This is a genomic window from Mesorhizobium sp. M0496 (genome assembly GCF_040321205.1).
Lineage (GTDB): Bacteria > Pseudomonadota > Alphaproteobacteria > Rhizobiales > Rhizobiaceae > Mesorhizobium.
Window position 1 is genome coordinate 1 of sequence record NZ_JAMYRC010000049.1, and the last position, 25,673, is coordinate 25,673.

Below are 25,673 nucleotides of genomic sequence, written 5' to 3' on the forward strand. Positions count from 1 at the left end.
GACGAAAACTCGCCAATCTCAACGCCGATTATCTCGAAAATCTCATCCGTCAAAAATCAACGTTAACCTGAAGCGATTCCCCTGGGAGCCGGGCTAGCGACACGCAAAGCTAAGGCGTGCACAAGGTTTTCCGCCGTTGCAAATATATCGCAATCGCCTAATTTGCCTGCGATGACGCCGCAGGACATCACCAAGCTGATCGTCCGGACTTCGATGAAGGATCGGGCCGCGTTCGATCTGCTCTACCGGCAGACCAGCGCGAAACTTTTTGGCGTCTGCCTTCGTGTATTGAACGACCGGGGAGATGCGGAAGAAGCTCTACAGGAAGTCTTCGTCAAGATATGGACGAAGGCGGATCGTTTTGCCGTGTCCGACCTGAGCCCGATCTCCTGGCTGGTGGCAATCGCGCGCAATCATGCGATCGATCGCATCAGAGCGCGGCGCAAGCCTGCCGCCGACATCGATGCCGCACTCGACGTGGCCGATCCGGCGCCGGGGCCTGAAGCGATGGCGGTGGCGGGCGACGAATCCGAACGCATCCACCATTGTCTCGATGAATTGGAGAAGGACCGGGCGGCGGCCGTCCGGGGCGCTTATCTCAAGGGCGAAAGCTATGCCGAACTGGCGGAGCGTCACGGCGTGCCGCTGAACACGATGCGTACATGGCTGCGCCGCAGCCTGTTGAAACTCAGAGAATGTCTGGAAAGATGACGCTGGCAGAAGACACAGGACCGGAACGTGGAGGCGACGACCTGCTCGCCGCCGAATACGTTCTCGGCGTGCTTGATGCCGACGAACGCCAGATCGCCTCCCGTCGCATCGACGCTGAGACGGATTTCGCCCGCCTTGTCGACGGCTGGGAGGTCAATTTTTCGCCGCTGGCTGCCGCCTATCCGGAAATCGAGCCGCCGGCTTCGGTCAAGCCGGCGATCGACCGCAGGCTGTTCGCGTCCACCGCTTCCATGACGACGCCCGTTCAACCGCGCAGCCTGTGGTCCAGCCTGGCGTTCTGGCGTGGCCTTGCTGCGGCGGCGGTTGCCGCACTGGCGATCTACATCGCCGTGCCCATCCTCAACCCGCCGGTCGAGCAGCCGCAGGCGCGCCTTGTCGCCTCACTGGCCGCCGAAGGCAGCGATGTCAAATATCTCGCCGTCTACGATGCGGCGCAACACGAGGTCGGCCTGTCGCACGTCTCCGGTGAGCGCGCCGCCGGCAAGGACTTCGAGCTGTGGATGATCGAAGGCAAGAACGCGCCGGTCTCGATGGGTGTCATTCCGGCAGGTGCTACGGCGCGCATCATCGTCTCGCCGGCGGCCCGGCAGAAGCTCGCCCAGGGCGCGGTGCTCGCCGTCAGCCTCGAGCCGTCAGGCGGCTCGCCGACCGGTCAGCCGACCGGACCGGTGGTCGCCGCGGGCGATCTGAAGAGCATCTGATCGGCTCTTGGCGCCTGCAAACTCAAAATAGCTTACCTGAAGTCTATCCCGTGCCACACATGCCCCTGGACAGCATGTTAGCCGACGATCAGTTTCGGTCGAAAATCTCTCTGGCAGCGTCGATAATTTAAAAAATCACAATATTTCTGAAACTCGCGCATTTTTGTTCCGTATCTCCTCGCGTTCCCAAATATGGGAAGAGAAAAACCCGAGGAGTTTGACATCATGCGTAGATTCGCCACCCTTTTGCTCGCCGGTACGATCGCCGTTTCGGCCCTTGCAACCGCCGCCTATGCCGAAAATCCGATGGTCGGCGGCGCCGCCATGTATGCCAACAAGAACATCGTCGAAAACGCCGTGAACTCGAAGGATCACACGACGCTGGTCGCCGCCGTGAAGGCCGCCGGCCTGGTCGAAACGCTGCAGGGCACCGGTCCGTTCACCGTGTTTGCGCCGACCAACGACGCCTTCGCGGCACTGCCGGCCGGCACGGTCGAGACGCTGCTCAAGCCCGAGAACAAGGACAAGCTCACCAAGATCTTGACCTGCCATGTCATCGGCGCCAAGGCGATGGGGGCGGATGTCGCCGCGATGGCCAAGGCTGACGGCGGCGCCCACAAGGTCAAGTCTGTCGGCGGCTGCGAACTGTCGCTCAAGGCCGACGGCGGCAAGGTCACCGTCACTGACGAGAACGGCAATGTCGCCAATGTGACGATCGCCGATGTCGAGCAGTCCAACGGCGTCATTCACGTCATCGACAAGGTTCTTTTGCCCAAGATGTAACTTCTTTTGTCGAAGATGTAACAGGGGGCTTGCTGCCGGCGAACTGGCAGCAAGGACCCTCCGCCGATTGCATGGTTCTCGCCCCCGGGATCCGCAATCGACCTGTGCGCGCCGCGCCGCCCACATCTGGATGTGGGACGGCGCGGAGTGCTCGTTCGAGGGGGCACCGTCACCGGCTTTTGATTTCCGCGTGGCGGTATAGTTTGGCAAACAGACAACAGGAGGAATTGGTCATGAACCGTCGCGACTTTCTTTTGAGCGGTGTAGCCGCCATCGGCGTCGTCGGGGCTGCGGCGACAGTGCTGCGCATGGGCAATCCGCAGGCCGCGCAGGCCGCAGAAAAGTTCGAGGTCACCAAGACCGAAGCTGAGTGGAAAGCCATCCTGTCACCGGCCGCTTTCGACGTGCTGCGCAAGGAAGGCACGGAATATCCCGGCACCAGCCCGCTGCTCAACGAACATCGCAAGGGCATCTTCGCCTGCGCCGGCTGCGACCTGCCGGTTTATCCGTCGGAGACGAAGTTCGATTCCGGCACCGGCTGGCCGAGCTTCTGGCAGGAGATTCCCAAGGCCATCGGCACCACTGTGGACAGGTCGCTCGGCATGACCCGCACTGAGGCCCATTGCCGCCGCTGCGGCGGCCATCTCGGCCATATCTTCGACGACGGCCCGGCGCCGACGGGCCTGCGCCACTGCATCAATGGCGTGGCGCTGACCTTCAAGCCCGCCACGGCCTAAGACGATCCGTTGGAATACAAAAAACTCCGGGCTTGCGGCCCGGAGTTTTTTGCGCGGTCGAAGCTTTTTCGGTGTGGACTGGAGGAGCTTCCCAAAAACCGCAATTCCTGGTTCAGTGGCCGCCACCGGCGGCGACCGGCTTGCGGATCAGCATCGTGAACAGGCCGAGCGTTGCAAACAGCACCGTCAGCATGAAGAACACATCCATGAAGGACAGCAGCGCCGCCTGTTGCTGGACCATGCCCGACAGCTTGGAGATCGCGGCACTTGCCGCGTCAAGGCCGGCGGTCTGCTCGAAATTGAGCGTCATGTTCTGCAGCTTGGTCTGCGCGGCCTCACTGCCCCATTGCACATGCTCGGAGAGCCTTGCGTAGTGGAAGGCATTGCGGTCGATCAGCACCGTGTTGATCAGGGCAAGGCCGACGGCGCCACCGAGATTGCGGGTGAGGTTGAACAGGCCGGACGCATTCTTCAGCCGCTCCGGCGGCAGTGTGCCGAGCGCGATGTTGTTGATCGGCACCATGCACAGCATCATCGAACAGCCGCGCAGGATCTGCGGGATAAGCAGCTCGTAGAAATCCCAGTCTGCGGTCAGATGCGTCATCCACCAGGTTCCGGTCGCGAAGCCGAAGAAGCCGACCATCATCATCAGGCGCGGGTCCATCTTGTTCGAGAGGATGCCCGAGATCGGAGCGGTGAAGAACATGGCCAGTCCGCTGACGAACAGCGCCTCGCCGATCATCATCGAATCGTAGCCGCGGATGCGCCCGAGGAACACCGGGTAGAGATAGGTCAGGCCATAGAGGCCGATGCCGATGACGAAGGAGAACAACGAACCGAAGGCGAAGTTGATGTTGGTGAACGCCTTCAGGTCGACGATCGGCTCTTCGGCGGTGAACACGCGCCAGAAAAACAGCACCCCGCCAATGGTCATGACGATGGCGCAGATGAAGACGCCCTGATCCTGCAGCCAGTCGTTGTTGGGGCCTTCCTCAAGCACATATTCCATGCAGCCCAAGAAGGCCGCCATGCCGGCTAGACCCCACCAGTCGAACTTGCTGAACAGCTTGAGATTGGGCTTGTCGAAGTCGATCAGCGTCCAGGCCGCCGTCGTCACCAGGATGCCCGGCACGACATTGACCAGGAACAGCCAGTGCCAGGACATGGCGTGGCTGATATAGCCGCCGACGGTCGGGCCGATGGTCGGCGCCAGCGTCGCCACCAGGCCGATCATCGGCGAGACGACAGCGCGGCGCGACGGCGGGAAGATGGTGAAGGCGGCGGCAAAGACGCTTGGGATCATGCCGCCACCGATGAAGCCCTGGACGGCGCGGTAGACGATCATCTGGTCGATGTTGGTGGCGGTCGCAGCTAGCGCGCTGGCCGCGGTGAAGCCCGCCGCCGAGATCGTGAACAGCACGCGCGTCGACAGCATCCGGCTGAGGAAGCCCGACAGCGGGATCATCACCACTTCGGCGATCAGATAGGCGGTCTGCACCCACGGAATCTCGTCGGAACTGGCGCTCAGGCCGGCCTGGATCTCGGCCAGCGAGGCGGAGACGATCTGGATGTCCAGGATGGCCATGAACATGCCGAACACCATCGCCAGGAAGGCGATGACGCGCCGCGTCGAAATGGTGTCAGGCACAGCCGGCCTCGCCGGCGGCGCTCCTGCTGTCAGGGTTGCGGTTGCCATGGCATTGCTCCCCAGCAGCCGCTCAGTTCGACGCGGCCGCCGACGCCGACGCGGATGGGGCGGTGCGGCTGTCGACGGCGACGACGACGCTGAGGCCGGCGCGCAGCTTGCCACTCTTCAGCGCGTCGGCGGGCACGTCGATGCGGACCGGAACGCGCTGCACGACCTTGGTGAAGTTGCCGGTGGCGTTTTCGGGCGGCAGCAGCGAGAACACGGCACCGGAAGCCGGCGCCAGCGACGAGACGGTTCCCTCGAAGTCCTGGCCGTCGGTCGCATCGACCGAGATCTTGACCTTCTCGCCGGGAACCAGCCGGGCCAGCTGCGTCTCCTTGAAGTTGGCGACGATGTAGAGCTTGTCCATCGGCACGATGACGGCGAGTTTCTGGCCGGGGCTGACGAGATCGCCCTGCTCCACGGAACGGTTGCCCACGACGCCGTCATAGGGCGCCTTGAGCACGGTGAAGGAAAGGTCGCGCATGGCCTTGTCGTGGCTGAGCTGCAAAGACGCCAGTGTGCTTGCCGATTCACCGCGCTGTGCCTGCAGCACGCCGATATTGGCCTGCGCCGCGGCGATCTGCGCGTCGGCGCCGACGAGGGCGGCATCGGCCTGCTGCACCGCCGTCTGGGCGTCGTCCAACTGCGCTTGCGTGCCGACATGCGTCTTGACCAGCTGCGAGGCGCGCGCCGCGATCTTGGCCGCATTGTCGGCGGCGGCCTGGTCGGCGACCTTCTGCGCCTGCGCCTGCTGCAGCGAGGCGCGCGCCGCGTCGGTCTGGGCGTCGATACGGTCGAGCGTCTTGCTCAAGGTGGCGATCTGCGCCTCGGCCTGGGCGACGGCTATTCTGTAGTCGCCATCATCGACGACGAGCAACGGATCACCGGCCTTGACCAGCTGGTTCTCGCTGACCTTGACCTGATCGACATAGCCGGAAATCTTGGGCGATATGAACGCCATGTCGGCCTGGACGTAGGCATCGTCCGTCGAGATCATGAAGCGGCCCGTGGTCCAGTAATCGTAACCGTACCAGGCGCCGGCGCTGAGCAAGGCAACGCCGATGACCGGCAGCAGAAAGGAGCGCATCGAGCGCTTCTTCTTGGCCGGAGCCTCTGTCGGCGGCGGCGATACCGCGGGCTGGATGGGTATTTCAGGTGCTTCCGTCGCCGGCGCGACCTTGGCGTTGGGGAAGGGACGGACTTCGGCTGACGTTGACGCGTTCGAGGACATGACATCTCTCTAATGTAATAGTACTGAACCGTTCGGTTCGATCAGGACGTTGACATAGCGCGTAAAGAGGACCATATCAAGTGCAATCGAACCGGATGGTTCGAATTATTTTCGAGGTGTGACCTTTATGGCCGAGACTCTGCCCAACGTCGAAACCGACCAGTGTGGCGATTTGCTGGACAGCTTGCGCCGTGGTCGCCCGGCGGCAGGGCAGGACCCGGTCAAGCGCAGCCAGATCATCGATGGCGCCCGGCGTGTCTTCATCGACAAGGGCTTCGAAGCGGCGTCGATGAACGACATCACCCGCGAGGCCGGTGTCTCCAAGGGCACGATCTATGTCTACTTCGCCAACAAGGAAGAGCTGTTCGAAGCGCTGATCGAGGAAGAGCGCGGCAGCATCTTCAAGAACATGTACGACATGCTGGAGAAATCCGACGACCTTCGCCAGACACTGGTGAAGTTCGGCAAGGTGCTGGCGCTCAAGATCACATCAGCCAAGGTCATCCAGGCACAGCGTACGGTGATCGGCGCATCCGACCGGATTCCCGACATGGGCGCGCGTTTTTACGAACGCGGACCCAAGCGCGGTCACGACAAGGTCGTGGCCTTTCTCAATGCTGCCATCGAGCGCGGCCTGCTGCGGATCGATGATGTCGATCTCGCCGCCTATCAGTTCACTGAACTGTGCTTGGCCAGTCTGTTCCGCCAGTGCATCTTCGCCTACCGAACCAAGGCCCCGTCGCAGGACGAGATCGACCACATCGTCACGTCAGGCGTTAGCATGTTCCTGAAGGCTTACGGCACCGAAAGGCTCGTGGCGGAAGAAGGCCACAAGACGATTGCCATCGAGGCCAAGCCTTAGCTTTTTGTTCCCGCGCAATTCCAAGGGAAAGCGCTATGCGCTTTCCCTTGGAATTGTTCTATCCGCCATTGGCCGCAAGCACGATCGCGGCTTGCAATTCCTCGAGGCCCTCGGCCTTTTCAGAAGATGTGGCCAGAACGAACGGAAAAGCTGCCGGCCGCTTCTTGATCTTGGCCAGCGTCTCCTCGATCAGCCGCGGCACGCCGGCAGCCTTGATCTTGTCGGTCTTGGTCAGCACGATCTGATAGGACACCGCCGCCTTGTCGAGCAGCGACAGCACCTCGTCGTCCTTGGCCTTGATGCCGTGGCGGGCGTCGATCAGCACATAGACCCGCTTCAGCGTGACGCGGCCCTTGAGATAGTCGAAGACCAGCTTGGTCCACTCGTCGACCTTCTCCTTCGGCGCCGTAGCGTAGCCATAGCCCGGCATGTCCACCAGCGCCAAGGGCGGCAGGTCTGCACCCTCTCCCGAAAATCCGTCCGGCACGAAATAATTGAGTTCCTGCGTGCGCCCCGGCGTGTTGGAGGTACGGGCCAATCCCTTCTGATTGACCAGCGCGTTGATCAGCGACGACTTGCCGACATTCGAGCGGCCGGCAAAAGCTATTTCCGGCGGTCCTTCCGGCGGCAGGAACTTCATGGCCGGCACGCCACGAATGAAGATCCACCCCCGTGTAAACAGGTCGGTGCCGATCGTGCTGCTGTTTAGAGCGTTCAAGCTGCTGCCTCCAGAAGAGAAATATTGGCACCCCGGATAGCATCGAGGTTGCGGCTGATCTTGTCCACCGGCCAGTCCCACCAGGCCACCGCCAGCAGCCGCCTGATCGTCCGGTCGTCGAAACGCATCTTCACCACCTTGGCCGCATTGCCTGCGACGATCGCATAGGACGGCACGTCGTGCGTGACCACCGACTTCGCGGCAATAATGGCGCCATGGCCGATCGTAACGCCGGGCAGGATCACCGCCTCCATGCCGATCCAAACGTCGTTGCCGACGATCGTGTCGCCGCGCACTTCCTTCGACCAGGTCGCCGGGTCAAAACCCTTTTCCCAACCATGGCCGAAAATATTGAACGGGTAGGTCGAAAAGCCGGACATGGCGTGGTTGGCGCCGTTCATGATGAAGCGCGCGCCTTCGGCGATGGCGCAGAACCTGCCGATGATGAGCTTGTCGCCAATGAAGGGATAATGATGCAGCACGCATTTCTCGGCGAATTTGTCCGGCCCATCGGGATCGTCATAATAGGTGTAATCGCCGATTTCGATGTTCGGCGCGCTCACCAGTCCCTTGAGGAACCCGACACGCGTGTGCATCGGGATCGGGTGCTTGATGTTGGGGTTTGGTCCGTCCATGTCGAGATCCGTCAAAGAAATGGCCGCCAGGCGCATCCGAGATCCGCATGCGCCTGTCCAAAATAGCGTGATCCGCCCTATAGCACCAATCGGCTGACGAGCGAGCTTTCGATGGCGGCTTTGCTCATTTGCCGTCGCCATAGGCCAAGGTCGATGACAGCGCCGCCAAGAAGCGATCTCCTGGTGCAGTCGGCGTCGACAGGCCAAACCCTACAGATCTTCGAGTCCAAGCAAAAGAACCGGGGCCCCGTGGAGGCCGACAGGACCCCGGTCTGCCGCTACGGCCTCCCAAACACCGGCGCCTTTGCGCCGGAAGCCGTCTTGGCAAGGGTATCTTGCCGCCGTCGCGAAAACACGGTGGCCGCAATCCATGGCCTGTGCAAAGGCGTGCCGAAGCGCATGCCGCAGGGAATGGCAAAGCGCAGTTACGAGGTGCGTCAGGCCAAAGTTTCGCCGCAGATTGGAAATCGGTCGGAATGGGATGCCTTGCCGACAAAAAAGCCCCGGGCAATGAACTGACCGGGGCTTTTGATTTCGCAGAGGCAACGCCTGCTATTCTGCCGGCGACGGTTTCTTTCGGAACAGCGCAACCAGATTGTCCCACAGCTCGATCTTGGCGCCCTGGCGCTTCATGATCACGCCCTGCTGGAGGATCGACAGCGTGTTGTTCCAGGCCCAGTAGATGACGAGGCCGGCCGGGAAACCCGCCATCATGAAGGTGAAGATAACAGGCATCCAGGTGAAGATCGCGGCCTGCGTCGGATCCGGCGGCGTCGGGTTCATGCGCATCTGCAGGAACATGGTGACGCCCATGATCAGCGGCCAGACACCGATCATCAGCATGTGCGGAAGCGTGAGCGGAACGAGGCCAAACAGGTTGAAGATCGAGGTCGGATCGGGTGCCGCCAGATCCTGTATCCAGCCGAAGAACGGCGCGTGCCGCATCTCGATGGTGATGTAGAGCACCTTGTAGAGCGAGAAGAAGACCGGGATCTGCAACGCCACCGGCCAGCAGCCGGCAAGCGGGTTGATCTTCTCGGTCTTGTATAGCTCCATCATCGCCTGCTGCTGCTTCATCTTGTCGTCCGCGTATTTCTCGCGGATTTCGAGCATTTTCGGCTGCACCTTCTTCATGTTCGCCATCGACGCATAGGACTTGTTGGCGAGCGGGTAGAAGATGGCCTTGACGATGACGGTGGTGGCGAGAATCGCCAGACCGAAATTGCCGAAGAATTTGTAGAGCGTGTCGATCAGCCAGAACATCGGCTTGGTGATGAAGTGGAACCAACCCCAGTCGATCAACAGGTCGAACCGCTTGATGTGGCGGTCTTCCGCATAGGCGTTGATCTTGCCGACCTCCTTGGCGCCGGCGAAGATTTCGCTCTCCACCGTCGCCGACTGACCGGCATCGACGGTGATCGGGTCGGTCAGGAAGTCGGACTGGTAGCGATGGCGGCCGTCCTCGAAATAGGCGTAGCGTGGCTGGAACGGCTGCTTTTCGGTCGGCACCAGCGTCACCGCCCAGTATTTGTCGGTGATGCCGAGCCAGCCGTCGGTCGACTTGCCCGGCGTGAATTGCTTGTCCTCCTCGATGGACGCGTATTTGTGTTCCTGCAGGCCTTCGGTGCCGGTGAAGCCGATCAGGCCCTCATGCAGCACATAGGTGCTGGCAACGGCCGGCTTGTCGAACCGGGTGACGCGGCCGTAATTGGACAGCGAGACGGCAGCCGTGCCCGCGTTCTGCACCGTGTCGGAAACCGTGAACATGTAGTTGCTGTCGACGGAAAAGGTGCGCTTGAAGGTCAGGCCCTTGTCGTTGGAATAGGTCAGCGTGACCGGCGTTGTCGGCGTTAGCGTCGCATTGCCGTCAACGGCCCATACAGTCTCGGGACCGGGCACCGCGCCGGTCTTGTCGTTACCGACGAAGCCGATCTCGGCATAATAGCCATTGGGCAGTGCCGCCGGGTTGAGCAGGCTGATCTCGGGCGAGTTCTTGTCGACCGTCTCGGTGTAGTGCTTGAGCTTGAGGTCGTCGAGACGGGCGCCGGTGAGGTTGATCGACCCCTCTAGGCTCGGCGTGTCGATCTTGGCGCGAGTCGTCGTGGCCAGCGCCTGTTCGCGGCCGGCCGGTGTCACGGCATCGGTGCCGGGTGCATTCGGAATGGCGCCAGGTGCGGCGGGCGTTCCGGTGTCGGCGCCGGGATTGGTGCCCTGGGCGGCCTTCTTCTGCTCCTCGACGCGCTGCTGTTCGACGCGGGCCGCCTCGCGCTGGGCTTCGCTGCGCGGCAACACGTAAAAATATTGCCATACGGCCAGGATCAGCACCGACAGCGCGATGGTGATGAAGAAGTTCCGGTTGTTTTCCATCGAAAGCCCTTGGCCTATCGTGTTCCGCGCAGTCGGCGGGAGAGTTCGGCCTTCAACTGGCCGAACGGAATGGTAAGCACGTCTTCACGCCCGACGATGACATAGTCATTGCCAGGCGCCATGTCACTTGCCGCATGCGTACGGACGGCTTCTCGCAGCCGCCGCCGGACGCGGTTGCGGACAACCGCATTGCCGACCTTCTTGGTGACGGTGTAGCCGACGCGCGGCGACAGGCCGTCGCCGCGGTCGAGAACTTCAACGAGGAAAAGCCGCCCGCGTCGCTTTTCACCACGACGGACGGCCAGGAATTCCGCGCGCTTCAGAAGCCGCTTGGGATTTGGTCCCACTGGCTTGCCGGTTGCGGGCAACGATCTCGTCTTCCGTTTAGGCGCTGAGCCGCTTGCGGCCACGGTTGCGGCGAGCTGCGACGACACCGCGACCACCCTTGGTGGCCATGCGGGCACGGAAGCCGTGCCGACGTTTGCGGACGAGTTTAGACGGTTGGTAGGTACGCTTCATTTGTTTTAATACCGCGGGGTGCGGCCCTTCTTGATTCTGTCACTGTGTAACAGGAGCTTTGCCGGGCCGGTTTTGGCGCGATCGAAACCGCGCCGGGACGAATGGCCCGAGCGTGTGCGGGCTTATAGAAAGAAGGCTTTTGGAAGTCAATCCGGAGTCGTCGGGCCGAAGCCCGGCGTCGTCCAAGTCGGTTTATGTTTCCGACCAAGGATGAAATTGGCAAAAAAGCCGTAATCGCCTAATCTGCGTTGATCAAGTGATTGTGAAGACATGGACCGCATGAGCGAAACCATACAAGCGCAGGAAGGGACCGGCACGGCGGAGCCCACCATCGTGCGCACGGTGCCGCTGTCGCGCGGCCTGTCGACCAAGCTGCTGCTGCTGACCATTGTTTTCGTGCTGCTGGCCGAAGTGCTGATCTTCTTGCCCTGGATCGCCAGCTACCGGCTGAACTGGCTGAAGGAACGGCTGAGCACGGCGGCGGCCGTGTCGATCGTGCTGGTGCAAGGTGAATCCACCTCGCTGTCGCGTACGGCCCAGAACGACGTGCTGATGGCAATCGGCGCCAAGGCGATCGCGGTGCGCGACGGCGGCGTCTCGCGGCTGCTGGTGGTAGCCGAAATGCCGCCGAAGGTCGACGAACACATCGATATCGCCAGCATTGGCATGGTCAAGGGCATGACCGGCGCGCTCGACACGCTGTTTTTTGGCGGCGACCGGATGCTGCGCGTCTTCGGCCCGGTCGGCGAGTCAGACAAGGAGTTCGAGCTGATCATGCCGGACAACAGCCTGCGCAATGCGATGCTGCGCTATTCGCGCAACGTCGCCTTCGTCTCGCTGCTGATCTCGCTGTTCACCGCAATGCTGGTCTATGCCGCGATCGACCTGATCATGATCGGGCCGATCCGGACCATGACGCGCTCGATGCTGTCTTTTTCCGAAGCCCCCGACGATCCCGGACGCATCATCCATCCGGCCGCCCGCGCCGACGAGATCGGCGTCGCCGAGCGCGAGCTGTCGCAGATGCAGGAACGGCTGCAAAAGATGCTCTCCGAGCAGAAGCATCTTGCCGACCTCGGCCTTGCCGTCTCCAAGATCAACCATGACATGCGCAACATCCTGGCTTCGGCGCAGTTGATGTCGGACCGCCTGCGCCAGGTCAAGGACCCGACCGTACAGGCCTTCGCGCCGAAACTGCTGCGCGCGCTCGACCGTGCCGTCTCCTACTCCGAAGGAGTGCTCGCCTATGGCCGCACGCAGGAGCCGCCACCTTCGCGCCGCAGACTACGGCTGCGCCAGCTGGTCGAGGACGTTCACGGCCTGCTCGACATCGGGCAGGGCATCGAGTTCGTCAATTCCGTCGAGCCGGCCTTCGAGGTGGACGCCGATTCCGATCAGCTGTTTCGCGTGCTCACCAATCTGTGCCGGAACTCCGTGCAGGCCATGGCGGCAGACAGTGAAAGCGCCCTGGTGCGCCGCCTGGCGGTGTCGGCCGTGCGGCTGGGCAGTGTCAGCCGCATTGCCGTCAGCGACACCGGCCCCGGTCTGCCGGCCAAAGCGCGGGAGAACCTGTTCGCGGCGTTCCGCGGCTCGGCGCGCAGCGGCGGCACCGGCCTTGGCCTGGCGATCGCGCACGAGCTGATCCGGGCGCATGGCGGCACGGTGGAGCTGGTCGAAAGCATCGGCGGACGCACCACATTCGCCGTCACCATCCCCGACCAGCCGGTCCGGCTCGACCAGGCCCGCAGCAACGGCCTGCGCCGCCCGGCATGACGGGCCGGCGCTGTTTGCCCCGGCGACCGACCTTTCCTCCTTTCCTTGCAGAAACATGTCACCCGAAGGCGTTTCCGGCTTTGGGCGCGTCTCATGCATCGGAAGCGCCGCCCAGACACGATGCGCCTTGGTGGTTTTGAGGCGCTGGGAAACGGGCCGTCATTGCCGGATGACACGCCTGCGACAAAACTTTTGCCGGATCGGCTTGCTTTTCCGAAATTCAGTCGCTAGGGAACACGTCTCGTCGCGGCCGGTCGTTCACGATCGGATCGCGGGGTCATGGAAAGCATGGCCTGATGCGCGCCCGTAGCTCAGCTGGATAGAGCACCAGACTACGAATCTGGGGGTCAGGAGTTCGAATCTCTTCGGGCGCGCCATATTTTACAAGGGTTTCAGCCTGATGCCCGAAAATAGTGAAATGGCTGGGGGCACACCGGGGGCACGCGAAAGCGTCGTTTTCCGCTATTCCGTCGACGAGCGAGCCGCTTTGATAGTGGCGGGTTGTCCGGACATCGAAGGGCTGGAAATGCTTGCCCGCGACTACCTTCAAACGCCGACGACATCGGAACGGAAGCGCAGTTGGACCGAATTTCAGGCCAGCTGCCTACGCATCAATGCGGCCACGGTGTTGCTGCTCGACGAGCTCGAGGCCGGCGGCCACTGGACGCAAGACAGGATACCGGACAACTATCCGGAGCGATCCGACCTGGTGTCCCAGCTGCTCTGCCTCACGAACTGGACCGAACAAGCCGCTGACCACGCTGCAAGCGAGATCCCACACGCCAATGCCAACTGGTCGTGGCGGCAATTCATGTGGCAGCTCTGCCATTTTTGGGACCGGAGACTTGGGCGACCGGTTGCTCGACGACAGAAGCAGGACGAGGTCGGCGGACCAATGGTAGCGTTTCTTGTTGTCGCGGCCGGCCCGGTAAAGCAGGTCCGCGCGCCTGAGAACCTGGGCGGAAGCATGACCCCGGAAATGGCTTCACATGCGATTCGGGACTATCAACGTTTTTCTCGTGATCAGGACGAAGGCAGCAAGGCTGTCTTAGCCGCCGTAAAGGGCGTGGCGAGATAAAGCGCATTAGCTCACCAAACTCTCGCCACTGCACAACAGCATCGCACCGCGCGTACATGCACTCCGGTTTCGAAATGGAGTGTCCTGATGTCGACTCGCGTTCTTCCCATCGATGGGGTGCTTGACCGCACCGGTCTTTCGCGTCGCACCCTCTACCAAGAGATGTCGGATGGACGCTTCCCGAAGCCTATCCAGCTCACGGCCCGTCGTGTTGGCTGGCCGGAAGCCGATATCGAAGCCTGGCTTCAGGCTCGAATTGACGCGCGCGACAAAGCAGCAGCATGACGGCGCCCCTCTCGCCGGCCGACCACGCCGGCGCCGTGGCATGGCTGAAGGCGAACTGGTCGACCGCCGAACGGCCGCTGATCCCGACAATCCGCGAGCGCTACGGTGCCGGTGCCATCGAGGCGGTTCAGATCCTGCGTGAAGCCTCGCCGCACCGTCCGGAGGTGCGCAAATGAGCGGCCGGAACTGGACGAAGAACCGCCAGATGCAGACCATGCGCTCCCGCGGCGTCGAGGCCGCTGACGGCAGCACAAGGTTGACGAGCGGGCCACCCAGGAAACGGCAAAGCAAGGCCGAACAGCGCGCCGAGCTCGAACGGCTGATGGCGGCACGACCGAAGGACCGCCGACCATGACGGCGCCCCGCAAAGCACGCGACCAGAAGAAGATCGGCAAGTGTATCTTGGCAGAGCGACAGGCCAAAAGCCGTAAGGGCTACAGCAAAGCTCTACAGCGGCTGGCCGAGGTCGACCGGCTCATCGCCGATCGATACGGGCAACTTCTGCCTCCGGAGCGGCTCGCCGATTTTCTGACCGTCGCAACGCTTTGCCTCAAGGATGCTCATGGCTGGCTGAATCGGTATGCGCCTTATGCTGGTGACTTCGACACCGCGATCGACCCAGTCAAGCGGTCAATCGAATGGCGCCGATGGAACCTCAACGTCGAGGAGGCAGGCGCCAAACTCGCACTGACCTTCGACGAGAGGCAGCGACTCCGCATCGTCACCATGTGGGCGGCCGACTTGCCGATCAACGAGCAGAAGGCCGCCGTTGCGAAGGCGAAGCGGGAGCGAGAGCGATTGCGTATCGCTGCGAAGAGGGAGGCGAAGAAGCCACGTTCGGAATGGCTGGCCGACCACCAAATCGAGCGCCAACACCCATGGGAAGCCGAAGGGATCAGTCGGCGGACATGGTATCGACGCCAACAGACACAGGACATTGGCACAGGTGTGTTGCCACAGGCGCGAAACCGGAGTTGCACAGGTGTGTCGCTGCCCGCGCAAGACATTGGCACAGGTGTGTTGCTGACAGAGAACACCTTCGGTGTTCTTCACCTCATCAGCAACATACCAGTGCCAACACCGACTATCGTGCCAGCTTTTCAGGACCTGACATCTGGAATGGCGCGACGTGTGGCCGGCCCTGGAAGGCCTGCCCATCCCAAGCAACTCGACATTTTCGCGAAAGGAGAAACGGATTGACCCGACAGCTTTCGTTTTTCGAACTGCTCGATCGTCCGAAGGTGAGTGCCGAGATCCATTGCCTTCCGACATGGACGCGCAACTTGGTGAGGCAGGCGGCATCTGACATCTTGATGCGACCTGTTGAAAAGCAGGATTGGCACCGCCGTGATCAGGTCTCGATCTTTCGTAACCGTATGGCGGCTCGCGGCCTTCCGGCCGCCGCCATCGAGCACGAGGCCACCGCATTCATTGTCGCGCTGGAATGCGAGATGCGCCGACAGGTCATATGGTCGATCATCTGGAACGAGCGTGGGGACGCGGCATGATCGACGACGACGCCACCTTCCGACGTCTCCGTCGCCTCGCTCGTGATTCCGGCTTCGACGTGCGCAGACATGACGGCGGGTATCAGCTCACCCAGGGCAATAGGGTCATAGCCGGGGACCACCACGCGCTGCCCGACCTCAAGGACGTCGCCCGCGAGCTGCAGCGCATTCATGTGCTGGGGCGCTGATGGCACCCGCCAGGAAGCCCAGCGATGACGCGAAAATACTTTGGACAGCTGCCGCGATCGGCGGCCGTATCGGCCGCTCTGCCGACTTCGTGCGCAATGTCCTGGCCGAGATGCCGGGCACACCGATTCGACGCGTCGGGCGTCATCTCTGTTGCGTCGAGAGCGAATTGATCGACTTCTTCCGCCCGCTGGCAGAACCGAACACTGATTAACCCACTCCAGCCCACTCAAACACATGGCGAAAATCGGCCCGCATAGCGGATATATTCGCAATGCGGCTCTGGCCTTTCCGAACATCGGCGATCGAGACCAAATCGGCGACCCTCGCGGAACCCGACGCCGAGCTGTTCGAGCTCTTCACCGGCATCCCGCCGGGAAGCCTCGCGGTCTCAGCGGCAACAGCACTGACGGTACCAGCGGTCTCAGCCGCGGTGCGGACGATCTCCGAAGCCGCGGCAACCCTCGATATCTGTGTCGAGCGAAAAACAGACGGCAAATGGGCCGCCGATGACGAGCACCCCGCCGCGATGCTTCTACACGGCCAGGTCAACGACTGGACGTCAGGGTTCGAATTCATCCGAGATCTCACCGCCCAAGCCTTGACCAGCGATTACGGCGGTCTCGCCTGGGTCGGTCGTGCCGGCGGAAAGTCCGTCGAGATCATCCACTATCGGCCGGGCACGATCTCAGTCGAATATCCGGACGACACCGGAGAACCGAAATTCAGGCGCGGTGGCACCGAGATCCAGTCGGCCGATATCATTCACCTCCGCTCACCGTTTTCTCGCTGCCCGCTTAGCCTCGCCAGAGAGGCGATCGGTGCCGCGAAGGAGATGGAACGCCACGCCGGCAATCTGTTCAAAAAAGGTGCCCGCCCTGGTGGTGTGATTGAATTTCCCGTCGACGCCAAAATCGGTTCTGGGGCCATTGCCCGGATCAAGGCGGCATGGACCCAAGCTCACGAAGGCAGCGACAACGCGGGCAAGACGGCGGTGTTGTTCAACGGTGGCAAGTTCAACGCCCTCACCATGCTGTCGACCGACGCGCAGTTCCTCGAGCTGCGCAAATTCCAGGTCCTTGAAATTGCCAGGGCCTTCAGGACGCCGCCGCACATGCTCTACGAGCTCGACCGCGCGACCTGGTCGAACAGCGAGCAGATGGGCCGCGAATTCCTGGTCTATTGCCTCGAGCCTTGGCTTCGCGCGCTGGAGGGCTGCCTCACCCGCGCGCTGATCGCTCCGGACGATCGTGCCACCACTCGGATCCGCTTCGATCGCGACGATCTCACCCGCGCCAGCCTGACGGAACGCGCCACCGCGATCAACTCGCTGCGGGCCAGCGAGGTCCTGTCGGCCGACGAAGGCCGTTCCTGGATCGATCTCCCGCCGCGCGCCGACGGCAAGGGCGGCACCTACGAAAATCCAAACATCACGATCAAGCCGGCGGCGCCGGAAAAGTTGGCCGCAGCATGAGCGATCGTCTCGAAGTCAAAGCTCAGATCGCAGTCGACGAGGCTGGCACCATCACCGGCTTGGCGTGGCCTTTCGGGACTCCGGACAAAGTCGGCGACACGATCCGGAAGGGGGCTTTCCGCGTCGTGGTCGACGATCTCCCGATGCTTTACGCCCACAACCCCGATGATCTCGTCGGGACTTGGGACGAGGTGAAGGAGACGAACGAGGGCCTTGTCGTCAAAGGCCATCTGCATGTGAAGGAAAGTGTCCGCGCGCGCGCCGTTCGCGGTCTCGTCCAAGGCGGTTTGGTGACGGGCTTGTCGATCTGCTTCAAGGCTCGTGAAGCTGTTCGCACCGGCCGCACCCGCGTCATCTCCGCGCTCGATCTGCTCGAAATCTCACTCGTCAGGAATCCTTCGCACCCTCGCGCCCAAATCATCAGCGCGAAGGCGGGGACCGCGGCCGTTGAAATCGCCGAGGCCATCAATCGGGCGACGGCCGCCCTTCGCTCAGAAAGGTAGAAGACCATGAAGCACTTGCTGCTCAATGACCTTTCCGGTGCTCCGTTGGAGCTGAAGGAAGGAAACGAGGATCCGGTCGAAGTCGTTACGAAAGCGCTCGGCGACCTCACCAAGACTGTCGAGGACCGCCTGAAGGCGATCGAGACGAAAACAGCGGCGATCGAGACCAAGGCCGACACGACCAAGCTGGTCGAGCGTCTCGACAAGATCGAGGCGAAGGCCGGCCGTCCGACAGGCGACGACAAGAAGGAACCGAGCGAGGAGCGCAAGGCGTTCACCTCGTACCTCCGTCACGGCCGCGACTCCATGCCCGACGAGGAACGCAAGGCGCTCACCGTCGCCAACGACACCAGCGGTGGCTATCTCGCGCCGAGCGAGTTCCAGGCGGAGGTCGACAAGAACATCGTCGAGATCTCGCCGGTTCGCCAGGCCGCCCGGGTGTCGAGCACGTCGGCGGGCGAGGTCATCTTGCCGAAGCGGACGGGAACACCAACGGGCTCCTGGGTGGGCGAAACCGAAGATCGTCCGGAGACCGGCTCGACCTACGGCCAGACCGAGGTCCCGATCCATGAAATGTCAGCCTATGTCGATGTCTCGCTGAAGCTCCTCGAGGACAGTGCCGTCAACGTCGAGGCCGAAGTCGCGTTCGATCTCGCTGAGGAGTTTGGCCGCATGGAAGGCCTCGCCTTCGTCAAGGGCAACGGCGTCAAGAAGCCGACAGGCTTCGTCAATGGTGGTCTCGCCTACACGGCATCCGGCAACGCCTCGACGCTCGGTTCCGCACCGGCGGATCTTCTCATCACCCACCTCTATTCGATGAAGGCGGCATATCGAAACCGCGGCAGCTGGATGATGAACGGTTCGACGCTGGCCGCCATCCGCAAGCTGAAAGACGGCACCACCGGGATCTACCTCTGGCAACCGGCTTACGCCGCTGGCCAGCCGGAAACGATCCTTGGCCGTCCGGTGATCGAGGCGCCGGATATGGATGACATCGGCTCCGCCGCCGTGCCGATCGCCTTCGGCGACTTCAAGGCCGGCTACCGCATCTTCGACCGCGTCGGGATGTCGATCTTCGCCGATCCGTACACCCAGCGCACCAACGGTCTCGTCCGCTTCCATGCTCGCCGGCGTGTAGGCGGCGCAACGCGACGCGCCGAGGCGATCAAGCTCATCAAGTGCGCGACCTCGTAAGAGGGGCCGCGCGACCTCTGAAAATTCACGGTTTAGCCAAAGAAGGAAACGGCGCGATGCCATCCAAGGATCTGCACAACAACATCTACCCGAAGCGCGGGCTTTCCCCCGTCGCGGCGGTGACCAACCTGAACACCCCCTTTGTGTCCCAGATCGTCGACACCATGGGTTTCGAGTCCGTCGAGTGGATCACACTGATCGGCGCGAACACCGATGCCGACGCCACGTTTGTGACGCTGTTCGAGGACGGCGATGCTTCGAACCTCTCCGATAGCGCCGCAGTTGCCGACGGTTTCCTGCTCGGCACGGAAGCCCTGGCCGGCTTTCAGTTCGACGACGACAACGAAGTCCGCAAGATCGGGTATGTCGGCCCGAAACGCTACTGCAGGGTGACTATCACGCCTTCGGGCAGTGGCGCGGGCGACATCTTCATCGCGGGCTGCTGGATCCTCGGCCACGCCCACGACAAGCCGACCGCTAACCCACCGGCGTGAGGAGGACACCATGAAAAGGGTGAAAATCCTCCAGCCGGTTGACGGCTACGAGATCGGCGACACCCCGGAGCTCACCGGCCAGCGTCTGCGAGAGCTAGTCGCGTCCGGCCATGCCGAGCGGTTGCGTGATGATGAGGGCGGCAACCCGGCGCCGGCCAAGAAGGCAAAAGCGCCGGCCAAGAAGGCAAAAGCGCCGGCCAAGAAGGACCGCTGATCCATGCTCGTCGTCACCACGCCGGCAACAGACCTCGCGTTGGCGCCCATTGCGGCGCTGCGCGCGGCTGCCGGCGTGACGGGCGCCAGCCGCGACACCGAGCTCGCTGCGCTCGGCCTGCGTATCGCTGCCGAGATCACGGAAGCCCTCGATATCGCCGTCGGTCAAGGCGCGGAGCCGACACTCCGCGCCGAGCGTCTCACCGAAACGTTTGATGCCTGCGGCCTCGACGAGCTGATCCTGTCCCGCAGGCACGATGCTGCAATCGTCAGCATCACTCAGGACGGCGACGACGTCACCCTTGATACCCGTTCGCTCGATCCCGAGACCGGATTGCTCCAGCGGTGGATCGACGGACGCAGATCGTACTGGCGGGCCCGCTCGATCGTGGTCGTCTACGACGCCGGATTCGAAGCGGTACCGCCGACACTGGTCGGCGCTGTTACCGACCTCGTGCGCCTCCGCCTCTCCGCCGCCGGCGCGGACCCGCTGGAGAAATCCCGGTCGGTCGAGATTCCGGATGTCAGGACCGTCAAGGTGGACCGCTGGGTCAGCGCGGGCTCAGGCGCCAGTGCCGGCATACCCGATGACATCATGGATCGGCTCGCTCGCTTCAACAACAACCTGATGGTGGCATGATGATGGACAACCCCGGCATCTATTCGCTTGGCGACTTCGCCATCACGGCGGCAGGAACGCAGGTCGGCGAATGGATCACCGATCTCGACGGCATGCATTCCGCGTTGCTGCAGCTGCGGCTTGCCTATGGCTCCGGCGGCACCACGATCCGCGCGTATCTGCAAACCAGCCTCGACGGCGGAACCACTGCTGTCGACATGGCTTGCGTTTTGTTCGGGACGGCAAGCGAAACGGCCATTCTCAACTTCTCCGCGCTCACGCCGAAGTTGACACAGGTGGCGCCGACCGATGGCACGCTGGCCGATGACACGGCGATCGATGCCATCATCGGCACAATGCTTCGGCTGAAGCTGGTCAGCACCGGTGTCTATGCCGGCCAGACGTTGCTTTCGGCGAGGGTCGTAACGCGGTGACGACACCGGCCGAACTGATCGCTGACCTCGACGCCGCGCTGCTCGACGCCGGCGAGGATGCAGTGCTGCGCAGGCTGACCCTTGGCCCGAACTCGATCCAGATCCCGTTCGATGTTGATGTCAGGGCCTCGATCCGGCCTCTGAAGGCGGAAGAGCTTGTCGGAAATATCGACCAGACATGGTCGCGCCTGGTGCTCAGCCCGACCGACATCAACCGGGCCCAGTGGCCGCTTCCAATCCGCAAGGGAGACAAGATCGTGCAGGCCGGCAAGGTGCGCAACGTCGAGTTCGTGAAGGCGATCAGGGTGCAGGACACGCTGGTCCGCGTCGAGTTGCTGGTCGGGGGCTGATCGGATGCCAATGCGCCCCGCCAGGATATGCGTCTGCGGCAAGCGCGTCGCTTCGAACACGCGATGCCCTTGCCAGGTGGCAAGAGAGCGAGAACGCCCGACCGCTCGCCAGCGTGGCTATGACACCGAATGGCAGCATGAAGCTGCAGAGTTCCTTCGCGCCAACACGCGGTGCGCATGCGGTCGTCCCGCGACCGTCGTCATGCACGTCGTCAGCATCGCCAAGCGTCCTGATCTCAGGCTCGATCGAGCGAACTGGACGCCTGGCTGCAAGTCCTGCAACGCGAAGGATGCGCACCGCGACAAGAGAGAGACCGGGGGTGGATCGCGACTTTCCGGGAACGGGGTCGGGACCGCTTGGGGCCAGAGTGCGAGAAAAAATCGAAATGGACCGCTTTTTTCGGGACCGGGCGATTTCTTCGCCGGCGACGAGGCCTAAACGGCGATGGCGCAAGGCCGGAAACCGCAGTTGCGTGCCATCGATGGCGGCCTAAAAGGCGTGCCGCGCGTGCCGGATTACATCCCGGAAGCAATGGCCGGGGAGTGGAAGGTCATCGCCGCCGACATGGCGCGAAGGAAGATCCTGACCTCGTCGGCGCTCGGCGTTCTCTCGACATACGTGATCGCGCTCTGGAGCGTCCGACAAGCGCAGGCGGCGATCGCGAAACATGGGGTGCTGATCAAGGGTGCCCACCAGGCACTGAAGCCCAATCCGGCATGCGGGCTTCTCAGCAAGTCACTCGAGGCTGTTGCTCGGCTTGGTGCTGAGCTCGGTGTGACACCTGCATCTCGATCGAAGGCCGGATTCCAAACCAAGGGGGGACCGACCGATGACGGTGCACCGACCGGACTGGATCTATGACGGCACGATCATCGACGATCCGTTCGGCTATGGCGAGCGGGCCGTCGATTTCCTGCGAAAGCTGAGGCACCCGAAGTCCCGGCTGCCTGACAACGCCTTCGATCTCCCGTTCTTCTGGGAGCGCATCGTGCGGCGCATCTACGGGCCCTGCGACAGCAAGGGAATCCGCACCGTCAAGACTGTGTTCTGCTTGCTGCCGCGCGGTGCGCGCAAGACCACGATCGGCGCTGGCCTCTCACTGCTCCACACCTTCGGGTTCGAGCGTATGACCGGTGGCCAGGCGCTTGCCGCGGCGTCTGCCGAGGACCAGGCGACGATCGCCTATGATGAGGCGGTGGCGATCACCAAGGCGACGCCATGGCTGGCCAAGGTCGCGAAGCCGACGGAATCGACGCTTCACCTCGAGCATCCGAAATCCGGATCGACCTTCAGGGCGATATCGTCGGACGGCGGCGCGCAGCTTGGCAAGACGCCGAATTTCGTCCTCGCCGACGAGCTGATCGCCTGGAAGAACCGGGAGTTGTGGAAGGCGTTGCGCACCGGCCTCGTCAAGGTCGCCGGCTCACTTCTGATCGTCATCACCCAGGCCGGCCGCGGACAGGAAAACCTTGCGTTCAAGATGCTGGAATATGCTCGCAAGGTTGCCGACGGCCACGACGATCCCGGCTTTCTCCCGATCCTGTTCGAGATGTCGGCCGATGCTGACTGGCAGGACGAAGCCCTCTGGCATCTCGTCAATCCGGGCCTCGCCGAAGGCTTCCCGGATCTCGCCGGGCTCCGGCAACTGGCGCGCGAGGCCTCTGAACGGCCCGCCGATCGGGACGACTTCCGGCAATTCAACCTTAACATCTGGCTCGATCATTCGGAGTCGCCCTTCGTCGACATGGCGGTCTACGACGAGGGCAACAAGCCGGTCGACCTCGACGCGCTGGAAGCCGACCAGGCGCCTTGCTGGATTGCCGTCGACATGGGCCTCACGATGGACCTCACGGCCGTCGTGGCGTGCTGGCGTGACGGCGAAGACGGCTTCCAGGTCGCGGCGTGGTTCTTTGTGCCAGAGGATAACCTGCAGGGCCGCGCCGATCGCGACGGCGTTCCCTATCCGCTCTGGACCGAACAGGGCTACATCATCGCGACACCCGGCAATGTCACCGACCACAGCGCCGTCGAGATGCATATCCGCGGGCTCTGCGGACGCTTCAACGTTCAAGAAATCGACTTCGATCCCGCCTACGCGCAAGCCGTCATGGCGCCGCTCACCGCCGACGGCTTCCCCACGGCAACGATGCGCCAAGGCTGGATCACGATGGCGCCGGCGGTCAAGGAGCTCGAGCGCGCGATCATCGGCCGCCGGTTCCGGCATGGAGGCAACCCGGTGCTACGCTGGAATTTCGATAACGTCGCCGTCCATACCGACACGGCTGGCAACAGGACCTTCCACAAAGGCAAGAGCAAGGATCGCATCGACGGCGCGCAAGCTGCCGCGATGGGCGTGGCGCGCTGCGCGGCCGGCGACAACGAAGGATCGATCTACGACTCGGATGACTGGTCCGACGAGATGGCGGTATTCTGATGCTCCAGATCACGCCGCAGCTTCGGAAAAGCATTCGGATCAGCAAGGCTTTGGATGTCTATCGGACCAGGCAACATAAGGCCGACAACGAAAAGTCGCGGACGGCCAAGCTCCGGAAATTGAGCGACCGGCGCTTCAGCGAGCTCGTCGATGACGTCGCCAGAATCATGAAGCAGGGCGATACCACGCCGTTCTCGTTCGAGGGAGCCTGTCGGCATGGTGTCCGCAGCTCGCTCTGCCTGGATGGTTGGCCGTGGCTGGATGCCGATATCTGTGCGGCTGAGGTCATCGCCGCCGCACTCAACAAGATAGGGGCGATGCGGCCGACATGGTGGCAGGGCCAACCCGAATATGCTGACACCGATACGTCGCGCGGCTTCTGCGCGCATCGCCGTTGCGGTCGACCGATCCCGACCGATCGAGGCATCCGGAACGGAAAGCCGGTCAAATATTGCTGCGACGAGTGCGGGAGCACGGCAGCGGAAGAAATGCGTCGCCGGGAAGGCCGGCGAGTCTCGATGGCTGAATGGCTTGCCCTTTGTGCCGCCCGATCATCTGAAAAGGAACGGCAGAGGTCGCGAAACTGCGACCAGTGTGGGGAATTCATGCTCACACGCGACCCAAAAGACCGGTATTGCTCGCGGGGCTGCTTCCACATCGCGCAGCGCAAATACGAGCAGCGTACCTGTGAAAACGCGGCCTGTGGCATGATGTTCACGCCCAAAAACTCAGGTCGTGGCAAGGTCACCCGATATTGCTCCAAGGCGTGCGCGGCTGCATGCCGGATCCAGGCGAGACCGGCGCTGTCATGCCTGACATGTGGGACGATCTTTTATCCGGACTTTCCGAGCGACAAGCGGAGATACTGTTCGCCGGCCCACAATCCCTATGCGAGCAAGGCGGCGAGGGCGGCGACTTTTGTCGATGCGCCGCCGCTCGCACCGACTGAGATCGAGCCGATCGTCAGTCCCTTTCGCTGCGACAAAGCATGAAAATGACAGCCGACACAACGAAGATAGTGGAGTAGTAGAATGGCAATCCATTTCGCAGGCGGAACAGATCAAATGTATTGGACGGTGCCGACCGTGCCGCAGAACATCGGCTGCGTGGCTTTCAAGATGAAGACCACACAGGTCACGGCTAACACTGCTCCGCTATCTTACTGGAACTCCAGCAGTCGAGTGGGCTTTGGGTTCATCTGCAACAACACCACGCCGAACAAAATCCTGGTTGTTGGTTATACGACGAGTTCGACGCAGATGATAAACCTCGAAAGCACGACCTCCATCAACGACGGCAACTGGCACTCAATAGCCTTCAACTACAACCGCAACCCCGGCGGCGCCTGCGCCTTGTTTATTGACGGAGTGCAGGAGGCGGCCGGCAACTCAGCGGGTTCGTGGGTCACGGTCGGCAGCGGTTACGCCATCTGCATCGGGGATAACGTCTCTACTTTCTGGGCATCCTATATCGGAGACATCGCTCAAATCGGTCACTGGACGGCGCAACTCACCGCCGATGAGATCGCCGCTATAGCCAAAGGCTTTGCGCCACCTCGGGTCCGCCCCGCCAATCTCATCTTCCACGCGCCGATCATTCGCGAAACAGGCGAACTGAAAGCCGGGTTTGCCGCAACTGTGACAGGCGCGACGGTGTCCGAACACTGCCGCATCGTCGGGCCTTGGTTCTGAAGGCGGTTAAGAACGTAAAAGGGCCGGCGCGATGAACGCCGACCGCTCTCATTGCAGCGGCTAATTACGCTGCCGGCTGCGGCGTTCCCCGAGAAGCCTAGTACCAGCAACGATAGTAGCCGCAGCGATAGTAGGGACGATAGTAGGGGCCGCTGCTGGCCGCCGCTGCCGCGACACCAACGACGGCGGCGCCTACGAAGGCCGCCGCGATAGCCTGATTTTGTGAGGTCCTGCGCTGCTCGCGCTGCCCTGATTGCTGCATCATGCAGGTGATGAAGAGTTGCGTGCCTGGCTTAATTCCGTACATCTGGCACGTATTGTTATCCTGTAGTGCGGCCACCTGTGGTGATGTCGTCTCGCAACCGGACAGGACTGTTGCGGCCATCATGATGATCGCCGCGGTCGAAATCCACCGCATGGGTTTTCCCCTCCATCGTGCAGATGGCGCCCCCGCTATCCCA

At 62.4% G+C, this 25,673-nt stretch carries 34 protein-coding genes and 1 tRNA gene; 27 read left to right on the top strand and 8 right to left on the bottom strand.

Features of this window, described 5'->3' with window-relative positions; translation table 11 throughout:
• Window positions 1–171: 171 nt before the first annotated feature.
• The 4 genes from NKI73_RS28615 to msrB all read left to right on the top strand — a co-directional run bounded on the left by NKI73_RS28615 (window position 172) and on the right by msrB (window position 2,953).
• Complete coding sequence (locus tag NKI73_RS28615; RefSeq protein ID WP_013528490.1) at window positions 172–711, top strand: sigma-70 family RNA polymerase sigma factor; 540 nt, start codon at window positions 172–174, stop codon at window positions 709–711.
• Window positions 708–1,433, top strand: a complete 726-nt coding sequence (locus NKI73_RS28620; RefSeq protein WP_352634843.1) for an anti-sigma factor — start codon at window positions 708–710, stop codon at window positions 1,431–1,433. Before NKI73_RS28615 ends, NKI73_RS28620 begins: the two co-directional genes overlap by 4 nt.
• Before the next feature lie 225 nt (window positions 1,434–1,658).
• Window positions 1,659–2,216 carry a fasciclin domain-containing protein gene (locus NKI73_RS28625; protein WP_352634744.1) on the top strand — a complete coding sequence of 186 codons (558 nt, stop codon included), beginning with the start codon at window positions 1,659–1,661 and terminating at the stop codon, window positions 2,214–2,216.
• 233 nt (window positions 2,217–2,449) lie between these two features.
• Window positions 2,450–2,953 (top strand): peptide-methionine (R)-S-oxide reductase MsrB, encoded by a 504-nt coding sequence (msrB, locus tag NKI73_RS28630; protein ID WP_352634746.1) that lies wholly within the window; start codon window positions 2,450–2,452, stop codon window positions 2,951–2,953.
• Window positions 2,954–3,065: 112 nt separating this feature from the next.
• Here msrB and NKI73_RS28635 read toward each other — a convergent pair whose 3' ends face one another.
• Together NKI73_RS28635 and NKI73_RS28640 are read right to left on the bottom strand one after the other, a co-directional pair.
• Window positions 3,066–4,649 carry a DHA2 family efflux MFS transporter permease subunit gene (locus NKI73_RS28635; protein WP_352634748.1) on the bottom strand — a complete coding sequence of 528 codons (1,584 nt, stop codon included), beginning with the start codon at window positions 4,647–4,649 and terminating at the stop codon, window positions 3,066–3,068.
• Between the two features lie 22 nt (window positions 4,650–4,671).
• A complete protein-coding gene (locus tag NKI73_RS28640; protein WP_352634750.1) occupies window positions 4,672–5,874 on the bottom strand; it encodes an HlyD family secretion protein in 1,203 nt (400 codons plus the stop codon).
• Between the two features lie 127 nt (window positions 5,875–6,001).
• Here NKI73_RS28640 and NKI73_RS28645 point away from each other — a divergent pair, with 127 nt between their 5' ends.
• Window positions 6,002–6,736 carry a TetR/AcrR family transcriptional regulator gene (locus NKI73_RS28645; protein WP_352634751.1) on the top strand — a complete coding sequence of 245 codons (735 nt, stop codon included), beginning with the start codon at window positions 6,002–6,004 and terminating at the stop codon, window positions 6,734–6,736.
• A gap of 58 nt (window positions 6,737–6,794) precedes the next feature.
• On the opposite strand, the gene yihA is transcribed toward NKI73_RS28645, so the two are convergent.
• Window positions 6,795–7,454, bottom strand: a complete 660-nt coding sequence (gene yihA, locus NKI73_RS28650) for a ribosome biogenesis GTP-binding protein YihA/YsxC (RefSeq protein WP_352634752.1) — start codon at window positions 7,452–7,454, stop codon at window positions 6,795–6,797.
• On the bottom strand, window positions 7,451–8,089 hold the full coding sequence (locus NKI73_RS28655; RefSeq protein WP_352634753.1) for a CatB-related O-acetyltransferase: 639 nt from the start codon (window positions 8,087–8,089) through the stop codon (window positions 7,451–7,453). The genes yihA and NKI73_RS28655 overlap by 4 nt, the downstream gene beginning before the upstream one ends.
• Before the next feature lie 153 nt (window positions 8,090–8,242).
• On the opposite strand from NKI73_RS28655, the gene NKI73_RS28660 reads away from it, so the two are divergent.
• On the top strand, window positions 8,243–8,608 hold the full coding sequence (locus NKI73_RS28660) for a hypothetical protein (RefSeq protein ID WP_352634755.1): 366 nt from the start codon (window positions 8,243–8,245) through the stop codon (window positions 8,606–8,608).
• Between the two features lie 33 nt (window positions 8,609–8,641).
• On the opposite strand, the gene yidC is transcribed toward NKI73_RS28660, so the two are convergent.
• Genes yidC through rpmH form a run of 3 tightly spaced genes read right to left on the bottom strand, consistent with a single transcriptional unit; the run spans window position 8,642 to window position 10,975 of the window.
• Entirely contained in the window at window positions 8,642–10,456 is a 1,815-nt protein-coding gene (gene yidC, locus NKI73_RS28665; protein ID WP_352634757.1) for a membrane protein insertase YidC, read from the bottom strand.
• Window positions 10,457–10,470: 14 nt separating this feature from the next.
• Window positions 10,471–10,824, bottom strand: a complete 354-nt coding sequence (gene rnpA, locus NKI73_RS28670) for a ribonuclease P protein component (protein WP_091575737.1) — start codon at window positions 10,822–10,824, stop codon at window positions 10,471–10,473.
• Window positions 10,825–10,840: 16 nt separating this feature from the next.
• Window positions 10,841–10,975, bottom strand: coding sequence for a 50S ribosomal protein L34 (rpmH, locus tag NKI73_RS28675; RefSeq protein ID WP_008833937.1), 135 nt, complete (start codon window positions 10,973–10,975; stop codon window positions 10,841–10,843).
• A gap of 279 nt (window positions 10,976–11,254) precedes the next feature.
• On the opposite strand from rpmH, the gene NKI73_RS28680 reads away from it, so the two are divergent.
• The 21 genes from NKI73_RS28680 (at window position 11,255) to NKI73_RS28780 (ending at window position 25,212) form a co-directional block, all read left to right on the top strand.
• On the top strand, window positions 11,255–12,748 hold the full coding sequence (locus NKI73_RS28680; RefSeq protein WP_352634759.1) for an ATP-binding protein: 1,494 nt from the start codon (window positions 11,255–11,257) through the stop codon (window positions 12,746–12,748).
• Window positions 12,749–13,048: 300 nt separating this feature from the next.
• A tRNA-Arg gene (locus NKI73_RS28685) sits at window positions 13,049–13,125 on the top strand.
• A 23-nt stretch (window positions 13,126–13,148) separates the two neighbouring features.
• Window positions 13,149–13,826, top strand: a complete 678-nt coding sequence (locus NKI73_RS28690) for a hypothetical protein (RefSeq protein ID WP_352634761.1) — start codon at window positions 13,149–13,151, stop codon at window positions 13,824–13,826.
• A gap of 87 nt (window positions 13,827–13,913) precedes the next feature.
• Window positions 13,914–14,111 carry a helix-turn-helix transcriptional regulator gene (locus NKI73_RS28695; RefSeq protein ID WP_352634763.1) on the top strand — a complete coding sequence of 66 codons (198 nt, stop codon included), beginning with the start codon at window positions 13,914–13,916 and terminating at the stop codon, window positions 14,109–14,111.
• Entirely contained in the window at window positions 14,108–14,287 is a 180-nt protein-coding gene (locus tag NKI73_RS28700) for a hypothetical protein (RefSeq protein ID WP_352634765.1), read from the top strand. The genes NKI73_RS28695 and NKI73_RS28700 overlap by 4 nt, the downstream gene beginning before the upstream one ends.
• Window positions 14,284–14,466 (top strand): hypothetical protein, encoded by a 183-nt coding sequence (locus NKI73_RS28705; protein ID WP_352634766.1) that lies wholly within the window; start codon window positions 14,284–14,286, stop codon window positions 14,464–14,466. The genes NKI73_RS28700 and NKI73_RS28705 overlap by 4 nt, the downstream gene beginning before the upstream one ends.
• Window positions 14,463–15,311, top strand: coding sequence for a hypothetical protein (locus NKI73_RS28710; protein WP_352634768.1), 849 nt, complete (start codon window positions 14,463–14,465; stop codon window positions 15,309–15,311). Before NKI73_RS28705 ends, NKI73_RS28710 begins: the two co-directional genes overlap by 4 nt.
• A complete protein-coding gene (locus tag NKI73_RS28715; protein ID WP_352634770.1) occupies window positions 15,308–15,619 on the top strand; it encodes a DUF6074 family protein in 312 nt (103 codons plus the stop codon). Before NKI73_RS28710 ends, NKI73_RS28715 begins: the two co-directional genes overlap by 4 nt.
• Complete coding sequence (locus NKI73_RS28720) at window positions 15,616–15,807, top strand: hypothetical protein (RefSeq protein WP_352634772.1); 192 nt, start codon at window positions 15,616–15,618, stop codon at window positions 15,805–15,807. Before NKI73_RS28715 ends, NKI73_RS28720 begins: the two co-directional genes overlap by 4 nt.
• Window positions 15,808–16,079: 272 nt before the next feature.
• On the top strand, window positions 16,080–17,279 hold the full coding sequence (locus tag NKI73_RS28725) for a phage portal protein (protein WP_352634774.1): 1,200 nt from the start codon (window positions 16,080–16,082) through the stop codon (window positions 17,277–17,279).
• Window positions 17,276–17,782, top strand: a complete 507-nt coding sequence (locus tag NKI73_RS28730; RefSeq protein ID WP_352634776.1) for an HK97 family phage prohead protease — start codon at window positions 17,276–17,278, stop codon at window positions 17,780–17,782. Before NKI73_RS28725 ends, NKI73_RS28730 begins: the two co-directional genes overlap by 4 nt.
• A 6-nt stretch (window positions 17,783–17,788) precedes the next feature.
• Window positions 17,789–18,976 (top strand): phage major capsid protein, encoded by a 1,188-nt coding sequence (locus NKI73_RS28735; RefSeq protein ID WP_352634778.1) that lies wholly within the window; start codon window positions 17,789–17,791, stop codon window positions 18,974–18,976.
• A 56-nt stretch (window positions 18,977–19,032) separates the two neighbouring features.
• Complete coding sequence (locus NKI73_RS28740) at window positions 19,033–19,470, top strand: hypothetical protein (RefSeq protein WP_352634780.1); 438 nt, start codon at window positions 19,033–19,035, stop codon at window positions 19,468–19,470.
• Window positions 19,471–19,480: 10 nt separating this feature from the next.
• Window positions 19,481–19,684, top strand: coding sequence for a hypothetical protein (locus tag NKI73_RS28745; protein WP_352634782.1), 204 nt, complete (start codon window positions 19,481–19,483; stop codon window positions 19,682–19,684).
• Between the two features lie 3 nt (window positions 19,685–19,687).
• Window positions 19,688–20,323: a hypothetical protein gene (locus NKI73_RS28750; protein ID WP_352634784.1), complete on the top strand. Its 636-nt coding sequence runs from the start codon at window positions 19,688–19,690 to the stop codon at window positions 20,321–20,323.
• Complete coding sequence (locus NKI73_RS28755) at window positions 20,320–20,736, top strand: hypothetical protein (protein WP_352634786.1); 417 nt, start codon at window positions 20,320–20,322, stop codon at window positions 20,734–20,736. The genes NKI73_RS28750 and NKI73_RS28755 overlap by 4 nt, the downstream gene beginning before the upstream one ends.
• Complete coding sequence (locus NKI73_RS28760) at window positions 20,733–21,086, top strand: hypothetical protein (protein WP_352634787.1); 354 nt, start codon at window positions 20,733–20,735, stop codon at window positions 21,084–21,086. Before NKI73_RS28755 ends, NKI73_RS28760 begins: the two co-directional genes overlap by 4 nt.
• A gap of 469 nt (window positions 21,087–21,555) precedes the next feature.
• Entirely contained in the window at window positions 21,556–21,948 is a 393-nt protein-coding gene (locus NKI73_RS28765; protein ID WP_352634789.1) for a phage terminase small subunit P27 family, read from the top strand.
• The gene (locus NKI73_RS28770) at window positions 21,917–23,521 is read left to right on the top strand and encodes a terminase large subunit (protein ID WP_352634792.1); all 1,605 of its coding nucleotides are present in this window, start codon (window positions 21,917–21,919) and stop codon (window positions 23,519–23,521) included. The genes NKI73_RS28765 and NKI73_RS28770 overlap by 32 nt, the downstream gene beginning before the upstream one ends.
• Window positions 23,521–24,513 (top strand): hypothetical protein, encoded by a 993-nt coding sequence (locus tag NKI73_RS28775; protein WP_352634794.1) that lies wholly within the window; start codon window positions 23,521–23,523, stop codon window positions 24,511–24,513. The genes NKI73_RS28770 and NKI73_RS28775 overlap by 1 nt, the downstream gene beginning before the upstream one ends.
• A 39-nt stretch (window positions 24,514–24,552) precedes the next feature.
• The gene (locus NKI73_RS28780) at window positions 24,553–25,212 is read left to right on the top strand and encodes a LamG-like jellyroll fold domain-containing protein (RefSeq protein WP_352634796.1); all 660 of its coding nucleotides are present in this window, start codon (window positions 24,553–24,555) and stop codon (window positions 25,210–25,212) included.
• 97 nt (window positions 25,213–25,309) lie between these two features.
• Here the strand turns inward: NKI73_RS28780 and NKI73_RS28785 are convergent, their stop codons facing one another.
• Entirely contained in the window at window positions 25,310–25,630 is a 321-nt protein-coding gene (locus NKI73_RS28785) for a hypothetical protein (RefSeq protein WP_352634798.1), read from the bottom strand.
• Between the last annotated feature and the right edge of the window lie 43 nt (window positions 25,631–25,673).

Excerpts from the sequence above, each read along its gene's own strand:
- NKI73_RS28740 (WP_352634780.1), top strand. The coding sequence starts at position 19,033 with ATGCCATCCAAGGATCTGCACAACAACATCTACCCGAAGCGCGGGCTT.
- rpmH (WP_008833937.1), bottom strand. The coding sequence starts at position 10,975 with ATGAAGCGTACCTACCAACCGTCTAAACTCGTCCGCAAACGTCGGCAC.
- NKI73_RS28705 (WP_352634766.1), top strand. The coding sequence starts at position 14,284 with ATGAGCGGCCGGAACTGGACGAAGAACCGCCAGATGCAGACCATGCGC.
- NKI73_RS28745 (WP_352634782.1), top strand. The coding sequence starts at position 19,481 with ATGAAAAGGGTGAAAATCCTCCAGCCGGTTGACGGCTACGAGATCGGC.
- NKI73_RS28615 (WP_013528490.1), top strand. The coding sequence starts at position 172 with ATGACGCCGCAGGACATCACCAAGCTGATCGTCCGGACTTCGATGAAG.
- NKI73_RS28695 (WP_352634763.1), top strand. The coding sequence starts at position 13,914 with ATGTCGACTCGCGTTCTTCCCATCGATGGGGTGCTTGACCGCACCGGT.
- NKI73_RS28620 (WP_352634843.1), top strand. The coding sequence starts at position 708 with ATGACGCTGGCAGAAGACACAGGACCGGAACGTGGAGGCGACGACCTG.
- NKI73_RS28640 (WP_352634750.1), bottom strand. The coding sequence starts at position 5,874 with ATGTCCTCGAACGCGTCAACGTCAGCCGAAGTCCGTCCCTTCCCCAAC.
- msrB (WP_352634746.1), top strand. The coding sequence starts at position 2,450 with ATGAACCGTCGCGACTTTCTTTTGAGCGGTGTAGCCGCCATCGGCGTC.
- NKI73_RS28780 (WP_352634796.1), top strand. The coding sequence starts at position 24,553 with ATGGCAATCCATTTCGCAGGCGGAACAGATCAAATGTATTGGACGGTG.
- NKI73_RS28750 (WP_352634784.1), top strand. The coding sequence starts at position 19,688 with ATGCTCGTCGTCACCACGCCGGCAACAGACCTCGCGTTGGCGCCCATT.
- NKI73_RS28785 (WP_352634798.1), bottom strand. The coding sequence starts at position 25,630 with ATGCGGTGGATTTCGACCGCGGCGATCATCATGATGGCCGCAACAGTC.
- NKI73_RS28680 (WP_352634759.1), top strand. The coding sequence starts at position 11,255 with ATGAGCGAAACCATACAAGCGCAGGAAGGGACCGGCACGGCGGAGCCC.
- NKI73_RS28655 (WP_352634753.1), bottom strand. The coding sequence starts at position 8,089 with ATGGACGGACCAAACCCCAACATCAAGCACCCGATCCCGATGCACACG.
- NKI73_RS28645 (WP_352634751.1), top strand. The coding sequence starts at position 6,002 with ATGGCCGAGACTCTGCCCAACGTCGAAACCGACCAGTGTGGCGATTTG.
- yidC (WP_352634757.1), bottom strand. The coding sequence starts at position 10,456 with ATGGAAAACAACCGGAACTTCTTCATCACCATCGCGCTGTCGGTGCTG.
- NKI73_RS28660 (WP_352634755.1), top strand. The coding sequence starts at position 8,243 with ATGACAGCGCCGCCAAGAAGCGATCTCCTGGTGCAGTCGGCGTCGACA.
- NKI73_RS28700 (WP_352634765.1), top strand. The coding sequence starts at position 14,108 with ATGACGGCGCCCCTCTCGCCGGCCGACCACGCCGGCGCCGTGGCATGG.
- NKI73_RS28635 (WP_352634748.1), bottom strand. The coding sequence starts at position 4,649 with ATGGCAACCGCAACCCTGACAGCAGGAGCGCCGCCGGCGAGGCCGGCT.
- NKI73_RS28770 (WP_352634792.1), top strand. The coding sequence starts at position 21,917 with ATGACGGTGCACCGACCGGACTGGATCTATGACGGCACGATCATCGAC.
- NKI73_RS28725 (WP_352634774.1), top strand. The coding sequence starts at position 16,080 with ATGCGGCTCTGGCCTTTCCGAACATCGGCGATCGAGACCAAATCGGCG.
- NKI73_RS28775 (WP_352634794.1), top strand. The coding sequence starts at position 23,521 with ATGCTCCAGATCACGCCGCAGCTTCGGAAAAGCATTCGGATCAGCAAG.
- NKI73_RS28755 (WP_352634786.1), top strand. The coding sequence starts at position 20,320 with ATGATGATGGACAACCCCGGCATCTATTCGCTTGGCGACTTCGCCATC.
- NKI73_RS28720 (WP_352634772.1), top strand. The coding sequence starts at position 15,616 with ATGATCGACGACGACGCCACCTTCCGACGTCTCCGTCGCCTCGCTCGT.
- NKI73_RS28625 (WP_352634744.1), top strand. The coding sequence starts at position 1,659 with ATGCGTAGATTCGCCACCCTTTTGCTCGCCGGTACGATCGCCGTTTCG.
- NKI73_RS28710 (WP_352634768.1), top strand. The coding sequence starts at position 14,463 with ATGACGGCGCCCCGCAAAGCACGCGACCAGAAGAAGATCGGCAAGTGT.
- NKI73_RS28730 (WP_352634776.1), top strand. The coding sequence starts at position 17,276 with ATGAGCGATCGTCTCGAAGTCAAAGCTCAGATCGCAGTCGACGAGGCT.
- NKI73_RS28690 (WP_352634761.1), top strand. The coding sequence starts at position 13,149 with ATGCCCGAAAATAGTGAAATGGCTGGGGGCACACCGGGGGCACGCGAA.
- NKI73_RS28735 (WP_352634778.1), top strand. The coding sequence starts at position 17,789 with ATGAAGCACTTGCTGCTCAATGACCTTTCCGGTGCTCCGTTGGAGCTG.